15 protein-coding genes are annotated in these 19,832 nt (G+C 63.9%); 12 read left to right on the top strand and 3 right to left on the bottom strand.

The window, feature by feature from the left end; all coding sequences use genetic code 11:
* Nucleotides 1–181 precede the first annotated feature (181 nt).
* A complete protein-coding gene (locus ACZ6SA_RS23835; RefSeq protein WP_465830442.1) occupies nt 182–1,306 on the top strand; it encodes a RusA family crossover junction endodeoxyribonuclease in 1,125 nt (374 codons plus the stop codon).
* Nucleotides 1,307–1,435: 129 nt separating this feature from the next.
* Here the strand turns inward: ACZ6SA_RS23835 and ACZ6SA_RS23830 are convergent, their stop codons facing one another.
* Nucleotides 1,436–2,860, bottom strand: a complete 1,425-nt coding sequence (locus tag ACZ6SA_RS23830) for an IS1380 family transposase (RefSeq protein ID WP_347650949.1) — start codon at nt 2,858–2,860, stop codon at nt 1,436–1,438.
* Nucleotides 2,861–3,044: 184 nt separating this feature from the next.
* Here ACZ6SA_RS23830 and ACZ6SA_RS23825 point away from each other — a divergent pair, with 184 nt between their 5' ends.
* Nucleotides 3,045–3,356 carry a hypothetical protein gene (locus ACZ6SA_RS23825; protein WP_465830439.1) on the top strand — a complete coding sequence of 104 codons (312 nt, stop codon included), beginning with the start codon at nt 3,045–3,047 and terminating at the stop codon, nt 3,354–3,356.
* Nucleotides 3,357–3,733: 377 nt separating this feature from the next.
* Here ACZ6SA_RS23825 and ACZ6SA_RS23820 read toward each other — a convergent pair whose 3' ends face one another.
* Complete coding sequence (locus ACZ6SA_RS23820) at nt 3,734–6,922, bottom strand: DEAD/DEAH box helicase (RefSeq protein WP_465830437.1); 3,189 nt, start codon at nt 6,920–6,922, stop codon at nt 3,734–3,736.
* A 440-nt stretch (nt 6,923–7,362) separates the two neighbouring features.
* On the opposite strand from ACZ6SA_RS23820, the gene ACZ6SA_RS23815 reads away from it, so the two are divergent.
* The 10 genes from ACZ6SA_RS23815 (at nt 7,363) to cas6e (ending at nt 17,615) form a co-directional block, all read left to right on the top strand.
* A complete protein-coding gene (locus ACZ6SA_RS23815) occupies nt 7,363–7,833 on the top strand; it encodes a hypothetical protein (RefSeq protein WP_465830435.1) in 471 nt (156 codons plus the stop codon).
* A gap of 531 nt (nt 7,834–8,364) precedes the next feature.
* The gene (locus tag ACZ6SA_RS23810) at nt 8,365–8,652 is read left to right on the top strand and encodes a hypothetical protein (RefSeq protein WP_465830433.1); all 288 of its coding nucleotides are present in this window, start codon (nt 8,365–8,367) and stop codon (nt 8,650–8,652) included.
* Nucleotides 8,645–8,794, top strand: coding sequence for a hypothetical protein (locus tag ACZ6SA_RS23805; RefSeq protein WP_397230316.1), 150 nt, complete (start codon nt 8,645–8,647; stop codon nt 8,792–8,794). Before ACZ6SA_RS23810 ends, ACZ6SA_RS23805 begins: the two co-directional genes overlap by 8 nt.
* Before the next feature lie 1,112 nt (nt 8,795–9,906).
* Nucleotides 9,907–10,146 carry a hypothetical protein gene (locus ACZ6SA_RS23800; RefSeq protein ID WP_465830431.1) on the top strand — a complete coding sequence of 80 codons (240 nt, stop codon included), beginning with the start codon at nt 9,907–9,909 and terminating at the stop codon, nt 10,144–10,146.
* Nucleotides 10,143–12,506 carry a CRISPR-associated helicase Cas3' gene (gene cas3, locus ACZ6SA_RS23795; protein ID WP_465830429.1) on the top strand — a complete coding sequence of 788 codons (2,364 nt, stop codon included), beginning with the start codon at nt 10,143–10,145 and terminating at the stop codon, nt 12,504–12,506. The genes ACZ6SA_RS23800 and cas3 overlap by 4 nt, the downstream gene beginning before the upstream one ends.
* Before the next feature lie 8 nt (nt 12,507–12,514).
* On the top strand, nt 12,515–14,488 hold the full coding sequence (casA, locus tag ACZ6SA_RS23790; protein ID WP_465830427.1) for a type I-E CRISPR-associated protein Cse1/CasA: 1,974 nt from the start codon (nt 12,515–12,517) through the stop codon (nt 14,486–14,488).
* Nucleotides 14,481–15,086, top strand: a complete 606-nt coding sequence (gene casB / locus ACZ6SA_RS23785) for a type I-E CRISPR-associated protein Cse2/CasB (protein ID WP_465830425.1) — start codon at nt 14,481–14,483, stop codon at nt 15,084–15,086. The genes casA and casB overlap by 8 nt, the downstream gene beginning before the upstream one ends.
* Nucleotides 15,083–16,213 (top strand): type I-E CRISPR-associated protein Cas7/Cse4/CasC, encoded by a 1,131-nt coding sequence (gene cas7e, locus ACZ6SA_RS23780; RefSeq protein WP_465830423.1) that lies wholly within the window; start codon nt 15,083–15,085, stop codon nt 16,211–16,213. The genes casB and cas7e overlap by 4 nt, the downstream gene beginning before the upstream one ends.
* The gene (cas5e, locus tag ACZ6SA_RS23775) at nt 16,210–16,941 is read left to right on the top strand and encodes a type I-E CRISPR-associated protein Cas5/CasD (protein WP_465830421.1); all 732 of its coding nucleotides are present in this window, start codon (nt 16,210–16,212) and stop codon (nt 16,939–16,941) included. Before cas7e ends, cas5e begins: the two co-directional genes overlap by 4 nt.
* On the top strand, nt 16,932–17,615 hold the full coding sequence (gene cas6e / locus ACZ6SA_RS23770; protein WP_465830419.1) for a type I-E CRISPR-associated protein Cas6/Cse3/CasE: 684 nt from the start codon (nt 16,932–16,934) through the stop codon (nt 17,613–17,615). The genes cas5e and cas6e overlap by 10 nt, the downstream gene beginning before the upstream one ends.
* Nucleotides 17,616–18,802: 1,187 nt before the next feature.
* Here the strand turns inward: cas6e and ACZ6SA_RS23765 are convergent.
* Entirely contained in the window at nt 18,803–19,234 is a 432-nt protein-coding gene (locus tag ACZ6SA_RS23765; RefSeq protein ID WP_465830417.1) for a GntR family transcriptional regulator, read from the bottom strand.
* Nucleotides 19,235–19,832 lie beyond the last annotated feature (598 nt).

The raw sequence follows: 19,832 nt of genomic DNA, 5'->3' as shown, positions 1-19,832 counted from the left end.
GGCGGCGTGATCGAGGCACCTATCGTGCACGATAGTGAACCGATTTGTATGTAAGGACGCCTCTGCAATGGCACTTTAAGTGGAGAGGGCTTGCCTGGCGGTGTGGCCGGCAGCATGAAGAACGTATTGGGGTTACGTCCTCGCGCCGTTTGTGCTCCTATGGAAAGGCAGGGAGGTGGAAGTGAGAGAAACGTGGAATGTGCCGGACGACTTCTGGTTACTCCAGCGACAGATCCGCTTGCTCCGAACTCTGTACATGACGATCGAAGGTGAGCCGGAGCAGAAGGGGGCCAGAGGTCACCGCTCAGCTGCTGCCTTCCAGCAGCAGGTTGTCGACCACATGGTCGCTGCCAAGCGGCGACCCTTCACGGGGCCGGTTGCGCTGGACCTGCATTTCGAGACCACGCGTAAGAATCCGCCGGCGATTCACCGTCTCGCCAAGAACGTTCTTGATCTTCTCGGCCGCGCCAACTCCCCCGTTCTTCCCCGCCGGCGTAGCGTGCTCTACCGGGACGACCGGCAGGTCAAATACCTGTACGTGCATCTGGATCAGGCGTGGAACCGTGAGGAGTCGCGGGCTGAGCTGACGGGGCCGTCAGACCTTCCCGATCCGTGGGCCGCTGTCGCGCCCCGGCTCGGAGAGGTAGGTGAGTTGGTGTCTACGACCGTGCCGTCCAGGCGGTCAGCCGGCGCTTCACACGCCGGTGGTGGGCGCGCCGGGCGGACGAGACTTGTCACGCGGCCGGGCCGCGATGTCGTCGCCGACCTGACGATGGCCAACCGGCTCCGGTTCACCGATGACGAGGATGATGAGTCCAGCCCGTTTGAAGCGCCGGACCTCCCTGACGACTACGACGACTGGGATGATCGCGGACGTCATGATAATGACGCCGAGTTATGGGAGTACATCGAACAGTCGGGGCGGTTCTACTGGCTGATGCGGTTTCAGAGAGCTGTTCTCGCGCAGATCCATTCGGGCTTGTTCAGCGGGTTATGCATGTACTTCGACGGCATCTCTCAGTCAATACCGCCGCACAGTCCCGAGCCGTATCGCAGTCAATTCAGCGACCTTCTTCGCGATAGCCGAACGATGAGCCGCCAGCAGCTCTTGGCGCACCCGTTGACGTTGAAGTTGCCAGGGCTGCCGCGTACCAGCCGCGAAGGTGAGACGTTCAAGCTGGCTCTCCGTGACCGCACGGAGAATTTCAGGACGCGATATCCGATGTTCCGCTTCCTCACTGTTCCCGTAAAGATAACCTTCCTAGCCTCGATGATTCACGGGTTTGGGTGGCTTCGCCCAGCGTGACGGCTGGATGATTTGTGGATCTTCAATTGGGTTTCTGGGCAGCGGGGTGGGTCGGCGGTCACGCTGGTGGTGCCGGGTCCACGGGCCGGTGGTGTCTTGCCGGTCGGGTGTCAGGGGCGGGGCTGGTGCTCAGGTAGGAGCGGGCAGCGCCAGGACGGATGCGATGGCGCGTCGCAGGTGGTGGGCCCAGGGCCAGGTGCAGGGGATCTTGATGGTGCGTCGCCGTTGGCCACGGACCAGGCGGGCGCTGGTGTGCAGCAGTGTGTAGCGCAGCGTCGGCGGTTCGGCGATGGCCAGCTCGGCCTCGCAGCACAGCAGGCGGAACCAGGACAGCAGGTCGCAGCCGATCGCGGCGGCGATGATCCAGGCCTGGTTGATGGCCAGCGACCAGGACGGCAGGGCGGCCAGTCCGGTGTTCTTGCCGCACCGGATGAAGTCCTCCACCCGGGCGTGGACGCGGTGGCGCGCCTCGCCCTGCTGCAGCGGCAGGGCGGTGGCGGGGGTGTTGGTGGCGATCAGCTGGTAGCGCCAGCCGCGCGCTTTCTCGAAGTCGGTCAGCTTGGCGCCCGGGGCGGGTTTCTCCCGGCGGACCAGGATGCGCATGCCCGCCGGCCAGGTGGCCAGCTTGTCACCGCCGGTCGAGTGCCGTAGCAGGCCGGTGAGTTCGGCGGTGCCCGCCTTGTCCAGAGGGCGGGCCTGGCCTGTGTCGTCCAGCACGCACGACCACGCGTCGGCGGGCAGCGCGGCTATCGCGGCGCGGGCCCGCTGGTCGAGGTCGAAGCCGACCGAGTAGTGGGCCCGGCGGCTGCGCGTGTTCAGCGTGGTGATGAACTGCAGCAGCTCGATCGTGGCGCCGGCCCCGTCGCAGGTGATGAGGATCCGCCGGCGATGCTTCGGCGGGATCTGTGCGATCGCGGCGGCCAGCACCTCGAGGTGATCGGTGATGGTGTTGGCGCCCGCGTTGCCCGGACGCAGCTTGATGGCCAGGCACTCGCCGGTGTTGTCGCACCACGCGGTCAGCGGGAACAGCCCGTAGCTGCCCTTGAACGTCCCCGCCGCCGCCTCTTTGTCGCTGTGACAGACCTGGATCGTGGCATCCAGCCGGATCACGACCCAGTCGCCGAGGTCGCCGTAGCAGGTCCGCGAGGCCGGCACGCCACCGTGCCGGGCAGCGATCAACTCCCACACTCGCCGCCGGGCCTTCGCACGAGCAGCGGCGATCTTGTCGAGCTGCCGGGCGGTCACCTCCTCCAACGCCCGCCATGCCGTCGACGCCGAGGCCACCGGCCCGAATAACTCGCCCTGATCGCGCAGGGTACGGATGTGCCGGATCGCTGTCCCGCCATCAGCGATCATCACACTCAGATCGGACAGCACCTGGCCCCGGTCATGCACCACCTGCCGGCCCCGTACCCGCAACGCCGCCGACAGCTCGCTGGTCAGGCCGGACTTGAACGCCAGCATCCGCAGCCCCGCCGTACCGACGTGAGAGACCACGCCGTGACCGCCGACCGTGACCGCCAGCCCTTGCATCCACTTCGGGATAGTCTGCACGCGAAGAGTGCTCCTCGCTCTGGAAGGTTGTTGATCTCGACAATCCGTAATCTTCCAGATCAGGAGCACTCTTTGCTGTTCAACCGATCATCCGGTCTGAACTCTCACCAGCAGCCGTGAATCGCCGAGGCTAGTTGTTCCGCCGGAACAGGGCAAGGACCTCGACAACATCGCGCTGACGGCGTTGCCGATCGCGCATGAGGTGCTGAGGCCGCACATCGAGCCGCATCTGCTGGCGCCTCAGCCTCCCGGTGAAAAACCTGAACCGTGGCTGGCGGAAGCCCTGCACCGGTTGAGGTCGCTCAACGCGAACAGCGTCGCCGCCTACCAGGTGATTGGACTTCCACGGACGCCGCAGGACCCGCCTGAAGGTGTCCTTCGTCTTGCGCTCGGCCCTGTGTCGTACAGCAGTTGGTGGGACCAGGCGGCCAGCTACGTGGACAAACGGATCGCTGCTGCCGACGACGTGACGGACTGGGATATGCGCCGCTGGTAGCTCCTGCTGATGGGCGCGGCCATGCGGCAATGAGCTCTGCCTCGCACGTCATCAAGACGCCTCGCATCCAGAATCATGCTGCGTTGTTGGGAAGGCATTGGGAAGGATCAGCCGGAGACGATCAGAGACGGCCAGACACATGAAGAAGCCCTTGACTCGCGTTTCCGCTGGTCAAGGGCGCTCTGCCGCTGATTGGATCTAGTGCCCCCGGCAGGGTTCGAACCTGCGGCACCCGCTTTAGGAGAGCTCCAGTCGTTTCGGAAGCGGTACCGCCTGGCCGGGTGCGCCGCCAGGAAATCCGGCACTGCTTCCCACCGCGGGTGTGCCCGGCGGTGAAGTCCCGCATCGATCCCGTTAGTCCGTCGCCCGTTCTTCATCTATGCGTTGCAATACACCTCGAAACCGGCATTCGCGATCTCGCGGAGATAGACCTCGGTACTGGCCAGGAGTTCCATCTGCTTACGGCTGGCTCTGGTCTGGCTCATGCCTGGCTGCGCGATGGCGATGGTGAGGTGCGGCTTACGAGTCCTGGCTGCGTCCCGCAAGCGGACGAGTCTTTCGGAGGTGCCGGCCTCGATGCCGCTATGACCGTATTTCCTCTGCCTGTTCCGGGCGCGGTTGATCAGGGTGTTCAGCATGGCGGTCATGTCGCGGCGATAGGCGGCTGACTTGTTGGCCTGGCCGCACACTTCGTAGAGATCTTCTACCCGTGCGCCTGCCTGCGGCTCCGATGAGTACTTGCAGTGCACGAGCAGGATGTGCAGCTCGCGCTCCGTCTCGCGGAGAGCGACGATGTCGGCGACCTCGCCGGAGCCGTCGTCATCGACGACCACGTCCCAGGGGCCACGCGCCAGGACCACTTGGATCATCCGTGCTTGGATGGAGTCGGCGTCGCGGGTGCGTCCCTGCGACTCCTTGGTGATGTCGATGCCCGTCCAGTCCGGTACTTGAAGCCGGGCGGAATCGAAGGGTGGGATGTCGCGTACGGGATGCAGGAGGCGGGCGGGCGCGCAGACAAGGGTGTCGTTCTCGAAGAGGACCTGGAGCACATTGTCGCGGCGTGCGAAGAACTCGGTGGCGGAGAGGTCACGGCGGGACGTGGAGATCGTCACTTCACCGTCGCCCGCGGCTCTGACCCGCATCAGGCCGTCTTCGATGAAGATGGCGTAGGGCACCTGCCAAGCAGGCGTGCGGATGATGAAGTGGACGGCTTCGTCTGGGATGTGGGGTGTCACCTCTAGCTCGGCTTCCAGGAAGGAATAGGAGACGCCGCCGTAGGAGAGCTGGACGGAGTCCTCATTACGGGCCAGGAGGGCCAGCGGCCACTCCACAGCCAGGACGGTCAGCTCCGGCCAGTCCTCGAGGTCCTCGGGCTGGATGAAGTTGTCCATGACATGGGCGATGTTGATGCTGTCGTCGAGCAGCTTGAGCCCCATCTCATCGCACCAGTCGACCCAGTGCTTGAGCGACTCGGCGGTTCGGCGGCTCCAGATCCGGCCCTTGAGCGAGGCTCCGACGCTGGTGCGGACGCCAGCGGCGAACCCTGTCGCGAAGATATTGGTCTGAGCCTTGGTGTGCTTCTCGGCATCGGCGAAGCCCTCCGCGACGTCGGCTCCGACGTGCATGGAGAAGCGCCGGTTACGGTTCCTGACGTCCAGGACGCCGACGTTCGTGGGCACGAGCCGGTCAATGCCGCCCATGACGCGGTAGATCCGCTTGCCGGTGATGCGGTCCGCGGTCTGCCCGCACACGGCCGTGGCCAGGTCCTCGTGGAGGCTGTCGTTGTTGGTGCTGTTGATGTACAGCAGGCCGTGGGCCTCGTCCCAATACATGACGTAAAGGTGGTGGACGACTTCCTCCACAGCGGGAAGCTGGCCCCACTGGACGGGAGCCTGCTCCTGGGTCACGAACCAGAGCACCCGATCTCGTCTGTTGACGGCGATGGGGTAGGTGAGCAGATTCTCCTCGGGGAAGACCTGGTAGACGTTCGTCGGGGTCCAGTCCTGGCAGCCAGTCCTGTACGCCACCGCGCTCATCTTCGGCAGCACCGACTTGATGGACACCTCTTCCGGCCCGGAGCCGAAGGCGGCCTCGAAGTCGCTGACGTCCTCCTGTTCGCCGACGGCCTGCTGGGACAGGTCGCGGACGATGAGATTCCAATCGGCATCCTCCGCATAAAGCTGACGAAGCTGCTCGTCGAACGGTGCGTCGGATCGCGAGGACACCACGGTCGCGTTGCCCACCGTCGCTGAGGACACGCGGGCGAAACGGCCGATGAACTGCAGCGTGATGCCGAGGCTTTTGTGCGTGTCGTGGAGTGCCGCCACCTTGAGCTGCGGCAGGTCGAAACCCTCCCCCAGCATCCCCACGCAGATGATCAAACGGGAGTGGCGTTGATCGAGCGCGTCGAGGGCGGCCTTGGCCTTTCTGCCACTGAGCTTGCTGTGGATGACCATGGGGTTGAGGTCCGGCGCGAGCTCTTCGTACAGGTTCAGCAGCTCGTTGGCCCGATTGATCGAGCTGGTCCGCGCCATGAGGAGGTGATCGCGGCCGTTGTCGAGGTCGGTGCGCAGGCACGACAGGGCGCGTTCGGCGATGTCCCTGTCCGGGGCGTCGAAGCTCAGCACGGAGATGTAGTCGATGCCGGCGAAATATCCCTGAGCCTGCGCTTCGCGCAGCGGGAAGGCGTAAACAACTCGTCCGCCAAGGGGGCGCCCGTCCGACCGGAAGGGGGTGGCGGTGAACTGGACGACGGGCCGGCCGTCGAAGGCGTCGCGGATCTCGCTCCAGGTTCTGGCCGCCACGTGGTGTGCCTCGTCGATGAACAGGTGGCTGAACTCGGCCAGGAAGATGGTCCGGACGTCCTCGGGGAAGCCCGAAAGGGCGGCGGGGGTAGTGACCACCACGTTGCACGCCTGCGCGAAGGAGCGGGCGCTGTCGCCCGACTCGAAGTGGTGCTCCACGCGGCCTACCACAGGGCGTTCGAACGGGCCGGTGACGATGCCCAGTTCAGGTAGGATGCCAAGGGTCTCGAACTTGCTCGCGGTCTGACCGCGCAGCACGTCGGAGGGTACGAGGACCAGCAGGCGCTCCGGGCGCGCGGCTGCGTAGATCGCCACCATCGTGTCAGTCTTGCCCGTGCCGGTGGGCATCACGACCGTTGCCGGATGCTGGCTTCCGGTGGTCCAGTGGGCGAAGACGGCCAGGAGAGCGCCGGTCTGGGGTGCACGCAACCCTCGCGGGCTCTGCGCGTCGAGGCCGGGCAGACGAAAGGCTCCCTCGAGAGATGCCCTTACTCCGGCCGGAGCGTGCGCCGCGGAGGGGCCGCCCCAGGCGAACCGCTCCTTTTTCCGGACGAGGTGCACGTATTCCGGGGCGGGGCTTTTGATGACAGGCCAGCGCTGGTCCTCTGCGGCCGCCCATACTGACTGGTTCTCATTGACAAGACGGGCCTTGCGTGGTGGACAAAGGAGCTGGCGTGCGATGTTCTTGTCAACTTTGATCGAATCGGACCATCGAGAAGGCAACTCGATCGATAGCCCCTCGACGTCAACGTCATGTTCCATGTGTCTCCCGCGAGACGCACCAACGGGCGCATCCCCCTCAGGAGCACCACTTGTTGACCCAGATGATAAGCCCGCACGTGCATGAGCACGACTTGGGGGACTTTTCCAGCTAAATGATCAATGCAGGTTGAGGTTGCATTTGGGGACATATTCCGCGTTAGGGCTCAAATGGGCGTCAAGCTAAGTTCGGCGTAGGACGGCCCAGCTACCCCAGCCCGCCTCAGCCTGCACATCCCCAAGTGCTCAGCCGCCGAGGCCAGCGTCCGTCCCGGGCCGGACAGATACAACGCGAGGGCGTCGGCCTTGAACTCCGGCGGGTACGACTTCATCGCCACGTGGACCTCCTTGTGTCCGGATCTCCATCATCCGGCACTCAAGGTGTCCCCGCCTCGGGGTAGGGCCGAGTTTGTCATCGAGCGCAGTAGTGCTCAACTGAAGTTATGCAGGTTATATTCGCTGCACTCATCGCTATCGCAGGAACCCTTCTAGGTTCACTCACGACCTTCCTCTTCCAGAGATGGACGGTCGCCCGTACCGAGAGCTTCACGCGGACAGAGCGGCTCCGTCAGGAGCGCATGAAAGCTTATAGCGTCTTTGCCGGCGCTGTTCTAGATCTTCGTGTAAAGCAGGGGGCACGTTGGGGAGCCAAGAGACGGGCAGACGCGAGCCCGGAGGCGTACGCGGAGGCCAAGGCGATTCAGAACCAGAGTCGAGCAGCTGCGTGGCAAGCGCTTTGCCTGGTACGCCTGCTCACGGACGATGATGAGGCTCTACGGCTCGCCAGCGCGGCGATGGAACTCGCTGCTGACATCCACACGCTGGTAACCCTCGAGGAACTGGATAAGCGCATGGGCGAGGTTCGGCAGGCTGTCGACAGGTTCATTGACAGGGCCGCATCGCTGGTGCGTTAGGCGGCGGTCCAGTCTGGCGCCGTTCAGCCTGAGGCTGACACCTATGTGAACGTTCATCAGGCGCATGCCGCCGTCGGCTCGCAGCCGGTCAGCGACCCCGCAGGGCTGATTGAGGAGGTCATCGGAAATGTCCTGTCTGAGGTCTCTCCCGACGCCAACAAGTGTCGCGCCGGTGCGGCGTCGAGTGGTGGCGGGATGGCTGTGAACGGCGGCGTCTGGTGTATGGAAGGGTTCGCGGCCACGGGTGAGATCCGCTTGGTCGGCGCTCGGCTGGATGGAGCCTGCGACTGGCGGGCGCGGACTTGCGTAATGAGGATGGGCCTTGCCTGACACTCGACCACGCGTCCATCGGCTCTCTCGATGCTTCGGGCGTGACCGTGGCCGCCGATCGGATCACTCTCGTCGGCGCCACGATCGGCGGTGGCCTTCTCCTGGAGGGCGCGCATCTGGACAACGGCCGCGACGTCTGTCTTCTGGTCGAGAGGTCTCCAAGGGCCACTGCGGCTGCGCTACCTGCGAACCTGCGGTGAGGTGCGCATCCGCAACAGCCGTACCTCCGTCCAGGTCCTGCTCGGCGGCGTCATACTCGACAAGCCGGGCGCCGTTGCGCTGCGCTTCACCCGTAACGAGGTCGGCTCGGACGTGGTGTGTGGCGGCGTGTCGGCCTACAGTGAGGTCCGTTTCGTCGAGAGCCAGATCACGCTCGATTTGGCCTTTGAGGGGCGGTGCTTGCTAATCCCGGTGGCGCCGCACGCGACGCGCGTGGGCTGTAGACGGGCTGACGTACACGGTGCTGGAGCCGCGGTGTTCCGTGCGTGAGCGTGTGCGCTGGCTGTCCGGCGAGGAGTTCCACCCGCAGCCGTATGAACAGCTCGCCGTCTCCTGCATTGCCGAGGGCCAGCACGATGAGGCCCGTGCCGTCCTGTACGCCAAGGAACGACGTCAGCTGTCAGCAGCGTGATCGGCCGCTGCTCGGTCGGGTGTGAGGCTTCTGCGGGACGTCACGGTTGGTGTCGGCTACAAGCTGTGGCGGGCAGCCCACCTGTCCCGTTGCCCTGTTGGCCATCGGCAGTGTCGTCTACTCGGTGTCGCCTCCGCTGAAGCTGGGCGAGTCTCCGCACTAAAGTGCCGTAATCCATGCTTTTGATCTGCTGCTTCCCATTGTCGATGCGGACCAGCAGTCGGCGTTCAACCCAGGGGGAGCGACGCAGTGGCTCTTTTACGGCTGATCGCGGCCGGCTGGGTGCCAGCGACCACCGTTGTCGCCGGCGCGGCCCGCGTACTGGCCCGGTGATGTGAACTTCAAACGAAGGTTACGCACGTATTCGGCATGATCAGGCTGGCTGTGTTCCCCCGTGCCGTGCGGCCGGAAGCGGGTACCGGCGAACGTGGCGGCCTAAAATGTGGTCCGACCTGGGGAAACGCCATCAAGATCATCCCGCGCATGTCCCCTGATCATGGTCTTACGGTTGCATGCGGGCACCGGTGGCTGCCTATCAAGGGTGCAAATCAAAAGACCTGCGGCTGTGAAACCGCAGGTCAGGGGCCTGAAATGCCGATCTAGGTGAGTGCCCCCGGCAGGATTCGAACCTGCGGCACCCGCTTTAGGAGTCAGATGAGCTTAGAGAACGTTCTCCCAGCTCCAAAGGGGTATCCGAGCGTTGATGGGTGACGGTTGCGCACGTATTTGGCACACGCGCCTTGTGGGTCGGGCTGCGCCTCTGCGTAGCGTTGTCTCGGCTCGCTTGATCGGTGGCTCTTTGGAAGCTGCACAGCAACTTATAAGTTGCAGTCGCCGGCAGAGCTTCAGGGCAAAGATTCTTTTGCCGATCGGTCCGCCGGTAACAGTGTCGGTGTGTAGGGTGACTGATACGGACCTGGCGACGTTTCTCCCTCACTTCGGAGATGTGCCCTCATAGGTCGCGATGTCCCTAATTCCCCGCATTGTGCGGGGATGCTCTATTACGCGGGCCATGCCGTACCTGGCGTGGCAAGACCTGAAATATGCGGGTGGCCTCCGTTGCGCCGGAGGCCACCCGTGCTCCCATGCCCATCAGAGTCGCAGGAGGAAGCATGTCCAGGTTAGCGAAGACCGCCCGGCCTGACGAACAGCGGATACAGCAGCTACGCATGATGAACATCCTGTTCGTCGCAGCGCTCGCAGCCCTCTTCTCCGGAGCGCCAACATGGTTGGTCGTCGACAGCTTCGCCGAAGGCGCAGGTAGTTCTCTCGTGCCGCTGGCCGCCGCGTTGGTGGTCGCCCAAGCCAACTTCCTCAAAGCCGTTGACCTGCTCGATCGGATCGTACGATGACTACCGAATCGGTCATCTGGTCTGCCTGGGGGAAAGCAGACAAGAACCAGGCACGCTCTCTCGTCTGCCACATTATCGACACGGCTTCCGTAGCCGAGTTGCTGCTAGGCAGGCTCATCGGGCCGAGGTGTCGGGACGAACTACATGCCGCCTTCGAGCCGCTTGGGAAAGTCGATAGCTGGATCGCGACGCTGTGCGGTCTCCATGACCTCGGCAAACAGAGTCCTACATTTCAGGCCCTCAAGATCGACTTTGCTTTGGCGAGGTTCGATGAACTGGCGGCTGCGGACCTGAGACGGGTTCAGAAGAGGGCAGGACTCGGCCGACGCATCGACACCCCTCATGGCTTGGTGACGGCCATGCACATGAAGGATCTTCTCCTCCGTTGGGGAGCGCCCTTCGCCACAGCCGAGGGGATCGCTGTCGCGCTAGGTGGGCACCACGGGTACTTCCCCGACGGCACTGCGCTGGGACAGGCACAGCGAGAGGTGAACAACCATGGTGGCCCGACCTGGGAACGTTGGCGTGATGAGCTCGTGAGCGAGATCATCACGGTGCGCGGTCTTGAAGTTCTCGGAGAGGACGCTTGGCAGGACGTGCACTTGAGCAGCGCCGCCGCTGTGGGACTTGCCGCTCTGACCACGGTCAGTGACTGGATCGCGTCTGACATCAGGAACTTCCCTCACGCCGAGCTACCGAATCTTCTGCATTACAGCAAGAGAGCGGCCGAGCTCGCATCTGCGGCCGTGGAACGGTTGGAGCTACGCCCTTGGGAACCGCCTACCTCGTTCATCGAGCTGTTTCCCCACGAGCGGCCACGGCCAGTGCAGGCTGTCGTCGAGCGTGTAGTGGCGGGCCGTGATCAAGCGACTTTAGTGATCGTGGAGGCTCCTACAGGAGAAGGTAAGTCCAAGGCTGGAGTTCAAGCCGCTGCGGCTCTGATGCGTGGCCTTGGCCTCCTAGGCACGTACGTTGGCATGCCGACCCAGGCGACCAGCAATCAGATGCTGACTGAGCTGGAGGACCTGCTACACCGACTCGGCCAGGGCCAAGAGGTGAGCGTTCGGCTGGTTCACTCCGCCGCAGTAGACCACCTCAATGAGCGCAGTGCCGAGCCCACCGATGTGGGACGGGACGACGGAGACGACTCCGATATCCAGGCGCAGGAGTGGTTCACGCGGAAGAAGAGCCTGCTCACCCCGGTGGGCGTTGGAACGATCGATCAAGCCTTGAAGGCGGTCATTCGCTCCGGCCACGTCTTCGTACGACTAGCTGCGTTGACCAACAAGGTTGTCGTCATCGACGAAGTCCACGCGTACGACACCTACATGTCGACGCTGCTCGACCGGCTGCTCGCTTGGCTCGGGCGTTTGGGAACCTCAGTGGTGATGCTGTCCGCCACGTTGCCTTCCGCTCGGCGGGAGGAATTGGTTGCGGCCTGGCAGTCCGGCCTGTTGCGATGCCTGCCGCGAGAGGCGCCGAAGCTGGCGCCGTTCACCGGCTACCCACGGGTCACAGTCGCTGGTGTCGGCAAGCCGGTGGTCGAGCCGGCCGGAGTGTCCGACCTCAACGCCAACCGTCCGCTTCACTTGACCCGGGTTCACGACGAAGGCGTTGTTGATTGGGCATTGGGCCAGGTGGCGGATGGTGGCTGTGCTGTCGTCATGCACAACCTTGTCCGCAGGGCCGTGGCCACCTACACGGCTCTCGAAGAAAGAGTTGCCGACCTGCCAGCGGAGGTGCGACCCAGGCTCTACATGATCAATGGCCAGTTGGCCGCCGGCCCGCGTCGTGCTGTCGAAGAGGAACTGAAATCCGCCTTCGGCAAGGGTGGAGTACGGCCGCCTCGAGCGATCGCCGTCAGTACACAGGTCCTGGAGCAAGGGCTAGACCTTTCCTTCGACGCGATGCTCACCGACCTGGCCCCCATCGACTGGGTCATCCAACGAGCTGGCCGACTGCACCGCCACGACAGGACGGCTGCCCGTGGCGAGCTTGTTCTGGCCATCACAGGGGTGACCGACACGGAGACAGGGCCTCGTTTTCCGCCGTACGTCGAAAGGGTCTACGCGCCGATGACGCTCATGCGGACTTGGGCGCTCCTGAGGGACAGGACCTCCCTAAACGTGCCGGATGAGCTTTCAACACTCGTCGATGCGGTTTACGGTCCAGCCGAGGCGATCGCCTGCCCAGACGGCTGGGAGGAGTCCTGGCAGATCGCGGCGGAGAAGCTTGCTCGGGCGCAGAAGGTGGCTGAGCGCAATGCTCGGCTGATGTATCTGCCGCATCCGAACGCGGTCACTCATCTCGGAGAGCTGACCAGGCACAGCAAGCATGCAGGCCGAACGCGAAGCAGGTGATGCACGCAGTGGAGAACTCCGATGACGTTGCTTCCATCGACGTCGTGCTGTTCCAAGTCTCTGAAGATGGTCGGGCCGTTCCGGTCGTCGGCGGCGAGCCGGTCGACTTGACCGCGCCCGACTCGCCCGACGAGGACGTGGTCCGAACGCTGCTCGACGCTTCCGTCTCGCTGACTGCGTCGGCTGAGATGCCCACAGAGGTCGTACGGGCCATTGCCGCGACCCCCGTACCGGCGCTCTTCCAGGTTTCCACGTGGCTGTACGAGCACAGGGCGATGCTGCTAGTCGACGGCAGATGCGTAGCCGGTGGGCACGTGCTGTGTTATCACGATCGTCTTGGCATATACGTGGAAGACGTCGCGGAGGAGTCTCCACCGGATAAGGCGCCATCGTTCGATCTGCTCACCCAACCTTGGATTCCGGTGGTAGACCTCGACGGCAAGGCCACAGTCATGGGGCTTGAAGACGTCATTGTGGCAGCGCACACGGTTCGTCGCATTGCGGCCGAGGCTCCCACGATGACGGCAGCACTTTACAGGCTCCTTCTCGCCGTCTTTCATCGTGCATACGGACCGTCTAATGAGACGGCCTGGCGAGACCTGTGGGCGACGGAGCGAATCCCCGCGGATCCGCTTCGGAAGTACCTGGAACGCCATCGGGATCGGTTCGATCTGTTTCACCCGCAGGTGCCGTTCATGCAGTGCGCAGAGCTGAGGTCCCTGACGCCGGCAACCGCGGCCAAGCTCGTTCCCTACCGCGCGGTCGGCAATAACGTGACGCTTTTCGACCACACAACGTCCGGCGACAAGATCGTGCTGACGCCACAGGAGGCGGCCCGGTGGCTGGTGACTCTCCATGCCTTCGATCCGGGCGGGATGAAAACCCCCTACGAGAAGGACAAGTCGTCGGAGCGTGCTCCCTGCAACTGGTTCGGAGTCGTTCTGGTGGAGGGCGCGAACCTCAAGGAGACCCTCCTGCTCAACGCCCTGGTCTACCTGCCAGATTACGAGAAGCCGAGCATGACCACTCCGGACGACCAGCCGGTTTGGGAAGAACAGACTGGGCCTTCGCCGAGACCGGACAAGCGCACCGTGCGAGGCTGGACCGACCTGCTGACATGGCCGTCGAGGCGGGTCTTGCTGTCCGCAGCCAAGCAGGACACAAGCACGATGGTGGATGGCGTGGTCATCACGCCAGGAACACGGCTCGACGCGCACCTGCCGGACGAGGAACTGATGGCGGCCTATCGGCGGCCCACTGACGCCAAGGGCCGGTTCAAACGCGACGCTCCCATGCTGCCCGTGAGACTGCATCCCTTGCGCGGCATCTGGCGCCACAGCGTCGAGCTTCTCCTGACCGATCTCTGGGAAGAGGGCAAGAACCGGCAGCGGCCTGCCGCTCTCGACCAGATAGCGGAACTGGTCGGAAGCGGCTACATCTCCGATGACGCCGTCTACACCCTACGTGTCTTCGGGCAGCACCTCGACTCCAAGGCGACGGTCGTCGAGACGTGGCTGGAGGAGGAGGTTCCAGCACCCGTACCGCTCCTCCGAGCACGTGACGAGAGTCTAGGCGCGTTGGTCGGCTGCGCGATCACCCTCGCGGACGAGGCAGGCTCCGCATTGCGTTCGTTCCAGGCCGAGTATCACCGCGAGTTCCGGGCCGATCCGGTGTCGGACATCGGCCACGGTTACTGGCCACGCCTGTCCCGGCCGTTTGGAGCCTTTCTGATCGATGTGGGCAGGGCTCGTAAGGCCGGTCGTTCGGAGGCACCCGCTACGCGAGCATGGAGTCGGCGCGTCATCGAACTCGCCACTGCCGCGGCGGATCGATGGGTCGCCGGGTCACCGGCGGAGGGACGCGCGATGATCACGCTCGGGAAACACTACGCCCTCTTCGTTGCTCGCCTGCGCAAGGCGGAACGCCTATTTCACGCCCAGATCGCGGCCTACGTCGTTGGACCGGAGGACCCAGATGCCTGATCCCTTGGCAATACGGCGGGATACGTACATCAAGTACCTCCACGGTCTGGAAGGCGCACTGCGCTCGAATGATCCGCGGAGGGCATCCGATGCACGTCGGGTGCTCGCAAGGCTGCGCAACAGTTTCGTTGCGGGCAGGCAGTATCAGGCTTACGAGATCGTCTTCCAGCAGGATCCACCCCAGGACAGCAAGGAAGTCGACACCTGGCTGCTCGTAGGTGGTCTGTTTGCTCTGCACCCGTTGAACTGGCGAGGTGGTGACGGACCGCGCTCGCTGGGCGCATCGCTCGGCAAGCTCCACCGAAAGGTGGAAAGTCCTGCAGTCGGTCGGCGTCTGTCCCTCCTGCTGGCCAAGGACCAGCGGTCCATGCCCCACCACCTGCGTCAGACGGTCCGGTTGCTGTCCGCGCACGATGTACCCGTCCACTATGGGCGGCTGCTTGACGATCTGACCATCCTGCTCGGCCGGGATCACCGCGGCGACAAGGCGAGCAGAGTGCGCCTCAAGTGGGCCCAGGAGTTTCACATGCCGGCTTCGGCAACGACGACCGAGGGACAGGACGAGCCCTCCACCGACTCCCCGGAGACAATGCAATGATCATTGAGCTGCACCTGCTCCAGTCCTTCCCCGTCAGCAACCTCAACCGTGACGACGTCGGTCAACCCAAGACGGCTACGTTCGGTGGTCATGTCCGAGGACGGATCTCCAGCCAGAGTCTCAAGCGCGCCGCCCGGCAACTGTTCGTCGAGCACGGGTTGGACAGGTCCGAGGTAGGTGTTCGCACCAAGAGGCTGCTCGACAGCGTGGTGGACAGCCTCGTCGAAGAGCAGCGCGACCGTGACCAGGCGCGAGTCGTCGCGATGGCCGCCTTGCAGCAACTCGGTTTCGGGCTCGACCCAGGACGTGGGCTAACGCAGTACCTGCTGTACGTCGGCCGCGAATCGATCGATCACCTGACGAGGTACTGCCAGGATCGCTGGGACTCGTTGCAGACGTTCGCCGCCGCAAAGACGGAAGCCCAACAGGCGAAGATCAAGCCGGACAGGGCCGCTCTGGCTGAGGCTCGCCGAATTCTCGACGCTGGTCGAGCCGCTGACATCGCCCTGTTCGGCCGGATGATCGCGGACAATAAGGACCTGAACGTTGACGCTGCTTCACAGGTAGCCCACGCTATCTCGACGCATGTCGTCGCCACCGAGTTCGACTTCTACACCTCCGTGGACGACCTTAAGCCGGATGCCGAGTCCGGGGCGGACATGCTCGGCACGGTCGACTTCAACTCCGCCTGCTACTACCGCTACGCCAATGTCGATCTGACCCAACTGGCGGACAACCTTCATGGCGACATCGACCTCGTTCAACGCACCGTCCGAGCCTGGCTCTTGTCGTTCGTCAGTGCGGTGCCCAGCGGCAAGCAGAACTCCATGGCAGCCCGCACCATGCCGGACACGCTGCTGGGCGTGGTGCGTGAGCGTGGAGCGTGGAACCTCGCCAACGCCTTCCTCAAGCCAGTCGTCGAGGACGACATCATGGAAGGTTCGACCAGGCGCCTCGTCGAACACCTCGGCAAGCTCCAGGGCTTCTACGGTGGTGAACATATCCGCACTGCCGTAGCAGCATCCGTGTCCGGAGAGATCCCGGCCGTCGAGGGCGTGCAGGTCGTCGGCAGTCTGGATGCCTTCACCAAGGGTGTGCTCGCCGGCGCCGGGGAGTACGGCGGATGATGTCCGACGGCCCTGTGTCGCTGCCCCTGTGCTTCGACGCGCCGATGCAGTCATGGGGCATCAGATCGCGCGGGATCATCCGCGACACCATGACCGAGCCGACGAAGTCAGGAGTCCTTGGTCTACTAGGGGCGGCGTTGGGAATCGATCGCAGCGATGACGCCGCCCTCGCTGAGCTGGCCCGGCTCCGCCTGGCTGTGCGCGTGGACCGTGAGGGCGTCATAGAACGTGATTACCACGTCACGCAGAACGTCCCGACCACCCAGGGCTCGGGACACCGCACCGTCGTCAGCGAGCGTTACTACCTGGCCGATGCGCTCTTCCTGGTGGTGTTGGAGGGTGACGTGCGCCTGCTGACCAGAGTGGCCACAGCAGTGGTGCGGCCGCGCTGGCGGCTGTCCTTCGGCCGCAAAGCGTACGTCCCGGCCCGGCCGCTTCTTGCCTGGGGAGAAGGGCCTACAGCTCAGAAGGCTGAGGAGGTGCTGGCCGCGTACGGATGGTTGGAGAGTTCGGCCCAGACACGCACCCGGATGAAAGGCCGAACGAGCCGGTCCGGCCTGCGCACCGTCGTGGAATGCCCGCCCAGTGAGCTCGGGGCGGAGGTACGTCACGACCAGCCGCTCAGCTTCGCCGATGGTAACCGGCGTTTCGTACCCCGCACCGTACGGACCGGAGAGGTTCCGCTGACGGACAACATGATCACCACGGGAGAGAAGTTGTGTTTCTGACCAAGCTCACCGTCAATCAGCGATCTCGTGTCTTCCTGCGCGACGTCGCTGACGTTCATGACATGCATCGAACGGTCATGTCCGCCTACCCTGAACTGCCGCCGACCGCTGCCTATCGCAGAGAGCATGGTGTTCTCTGGCGGATCGACACAGTCGCGGGTGGTGGACTCGTGCAGTACGTTCAGAGTCAGACGGCCCCCGACTGGAGCCGTCTCCCCGAAGGGTTGCTTCTGAGGCCGGCGGAGGTCCGCTCGCTGCGGCCCGTGCTCGACGCGATCGCGCCAGGTCGGAAGTTCTCGTTCAGGTTGATGGCCAACCCGACCCGTTGCGTGCGTGTTGAGAATGGCGTCGAGCAGCGGAAACGTGTTCCGCTCAGGCAGCCTGTCCAGCAGATCGAATGGCTTGTCGGCAAGGGCGAACAGCATGGTTTCGTCATTCCTGCCAGCCGTCAAGGGGCCCCTGACGTGACCCCAAACCTGGCTCCGAGGCTGGTAGGGAAGAAGCGAGAGGCACGACGCATCACCATTGATCCCGTCTGTTACGACGGGCATTTGGTCGTCACTGACCCGGACGCCTTCAACACCGCGGTGATCAACGGGATCGGGCGTGGCAAGGCTTATGGCTGCGGCTTGCTCAGCCTTGCTCCGCCTCGCGCAAAGTGTCAGGATCATTAGCAGTGACCTCAAGGCGAGGCCCACCAGAGCTGAACATTCTGATGAGCCTCACTCTGGCTAGTGGAAGTCAATCTCCATCGTCGGTACTTGCTGAGCCGCGAAACCGTAACGAGGAGCTAGAACGCCTCGGTTTAGTTTCGCCGCTTCTTCACGGACCTAAACTTCTTGGAGGTATCGATTCTCCGCGTTGCAGTACGCACATCTGCGCAGAACGCACCTGCAGCAATCGGTGTCATGATCTGCGTGATTTCAATGGCATGCATACCGCTCCAAGCGAGCGCGACGGCGAGCGAAGCCAGGGTTAGGGTCGACCACACAGGGCTCGACGCAGGAGGTAGGCTCATGGATGATCGTCTCCTTCTTCGGGGATGTTCGATGGCCCTGGATCTCGTCGAGGCCGCAATCTTGTCGTGATCCAGGGCCAGGGCATCGCTATGAGAGGGAGCCTAGCTTGAGCACGTGTTCGATGGGCGCAGAGCGCGTGTTACGGAAAACTCTCCATTCTATGTGGCTACACAGTTTTATTGATAGCTACTTAGCGAATGACAGCGCCCCCGCCGGGCGATAATCAGCAACGAGACCTATCTATCGGACAGTCTCTGGCCTCGGGGAATGTAGCAGGTACTTAGCGGCGAGTCTCGGCCGAGTGTGATAAAGGTCACACCGATGATAGGCCGGGAGAACGTTCCAGATATTAAGTTATAGGCCGTCCCAAATTGCAGTGGTGGCGTGCCGTCATTCCGGCCGGGTTTCTCGCATCTGCATCGTCCGCATGGCAGGCAGCGCCAAGGCCTGGGACGCGGTAGGCGGGGAAGATCCAGGCCCGCCTCAGCCTGCATCCACGGCCTGTCTCCGATGATCGTTTGAGCTCAACTCCTCCACGAAGAAGTATCCCGCAGGTGGGAGGGGCTGTTTCGGATATGGGAGAACCGCCGTGCTCGGGTCGCGGCTTGTCCGGGGAATCGGGTGTGCGCGCTGGCACGGGTGACCTTGTGGGTCGGCAGCGGCGCGTGAGCGGCGGGTTTCAACTGGTCAGGCCGTTCGTTCGCGGACAGGCGGGTCGTGGTTGGCAACGAAGGCGCTTAGCTGTGCAGGTCGGTGAGAGTGCTCCCCGTGCATGCGGGGATGGTCTCCGAGTCCTCCAACAGGAAGCGATGTCGCCGGAGTGCGCCGCGGGGCACCCGTTGTCAGTTCGGCGGAGAAAGCTGCTCGTCGCCTGCCCATACGAGAATCGTCCGGTCAGCTGGCAGGACACGGTTTCGCTTGCGCGACTGCTTGATAACGAACACCGGAACCCCCTCGGGGATGTCCAGTTCCTTCCGCTCCTCCGGCGAGGGCATCCGAGCGGCAACTTCCGCTGACCGTTCGACGGCCACCCGCTCGACGGGCACTTGCGGCCGGACGTAGGAGCCTTCACGCTTCACGGTGACGATCAGTCCCTCGCTCCGCAGCACTCCGAGCGCCTGCCGCACAGCGACCCGCCCCAGTTCGTACTCCTGCATCAGCCGGGTCTCTGAGGGGAGGGGCTGACCGGGCTTCAGCCGGCCCGCGGCGATGTCCGCGCGGATGATGTCGGCGAGCTGGCGGTGCACCGGACGATCGGAACCGAAGTCGATCACAACAGATCATCATCACAACCTCACTTCCCCATGTGCTCTGGTAGGCATATGCTCATAAGCATTTACGTGCAGGAACGTTGCCACACCGCGAGGCGGGAGGTCAGGTTAATGGCACAACCGACAAGTCCGGAAGGTGAGGAGTGGCCATGTCCGGGGTTCACCACGCACCCTCAGAACACGACCGGCCCTCCAGAGGTGGTCCTCTCCTGGCAGGACGAGACCCGCTCGACGTGCACGGCGGAGCGCCGCCGGGTCATTTTCCACACCTGCGCCTGCCTCGAAACCTCGTACGAGTTCCTTGGCGTCGGCGGCATGTACGGGTTCCGGCGCATACGACGCAGCGCTCCCAAGGCCGTCGCCTACGCCGGCCCTTGGCAGCGAGGCAGGGCCGAGAAGCTCTGGCTTCTGTTGATCAATGGCCAGGCACGCTGATGGCATCGCGTCGCGGGCGGAGCGGGCAGTTCCGCGACGCGCATGAGCGGCGGCCTCACCGCCACCGAGTCCGAACCGGCGGTGGACCGAGGGCCAGAGTCCGCCGTCCGCCGAATGAGCGCGCATTACCGCTCACGAGCGCTCATCTCTCTAGCCTTGAGTTCGT

The sequence above is a fragment of the Nonomuraea sp. NPDC049378 genome (genome assembly GCF_055586745.1).
Note: the sequence above shows the minus strand (reverse complement) of the source record. Positions and strands in the feature narration are given on the sequence as shown.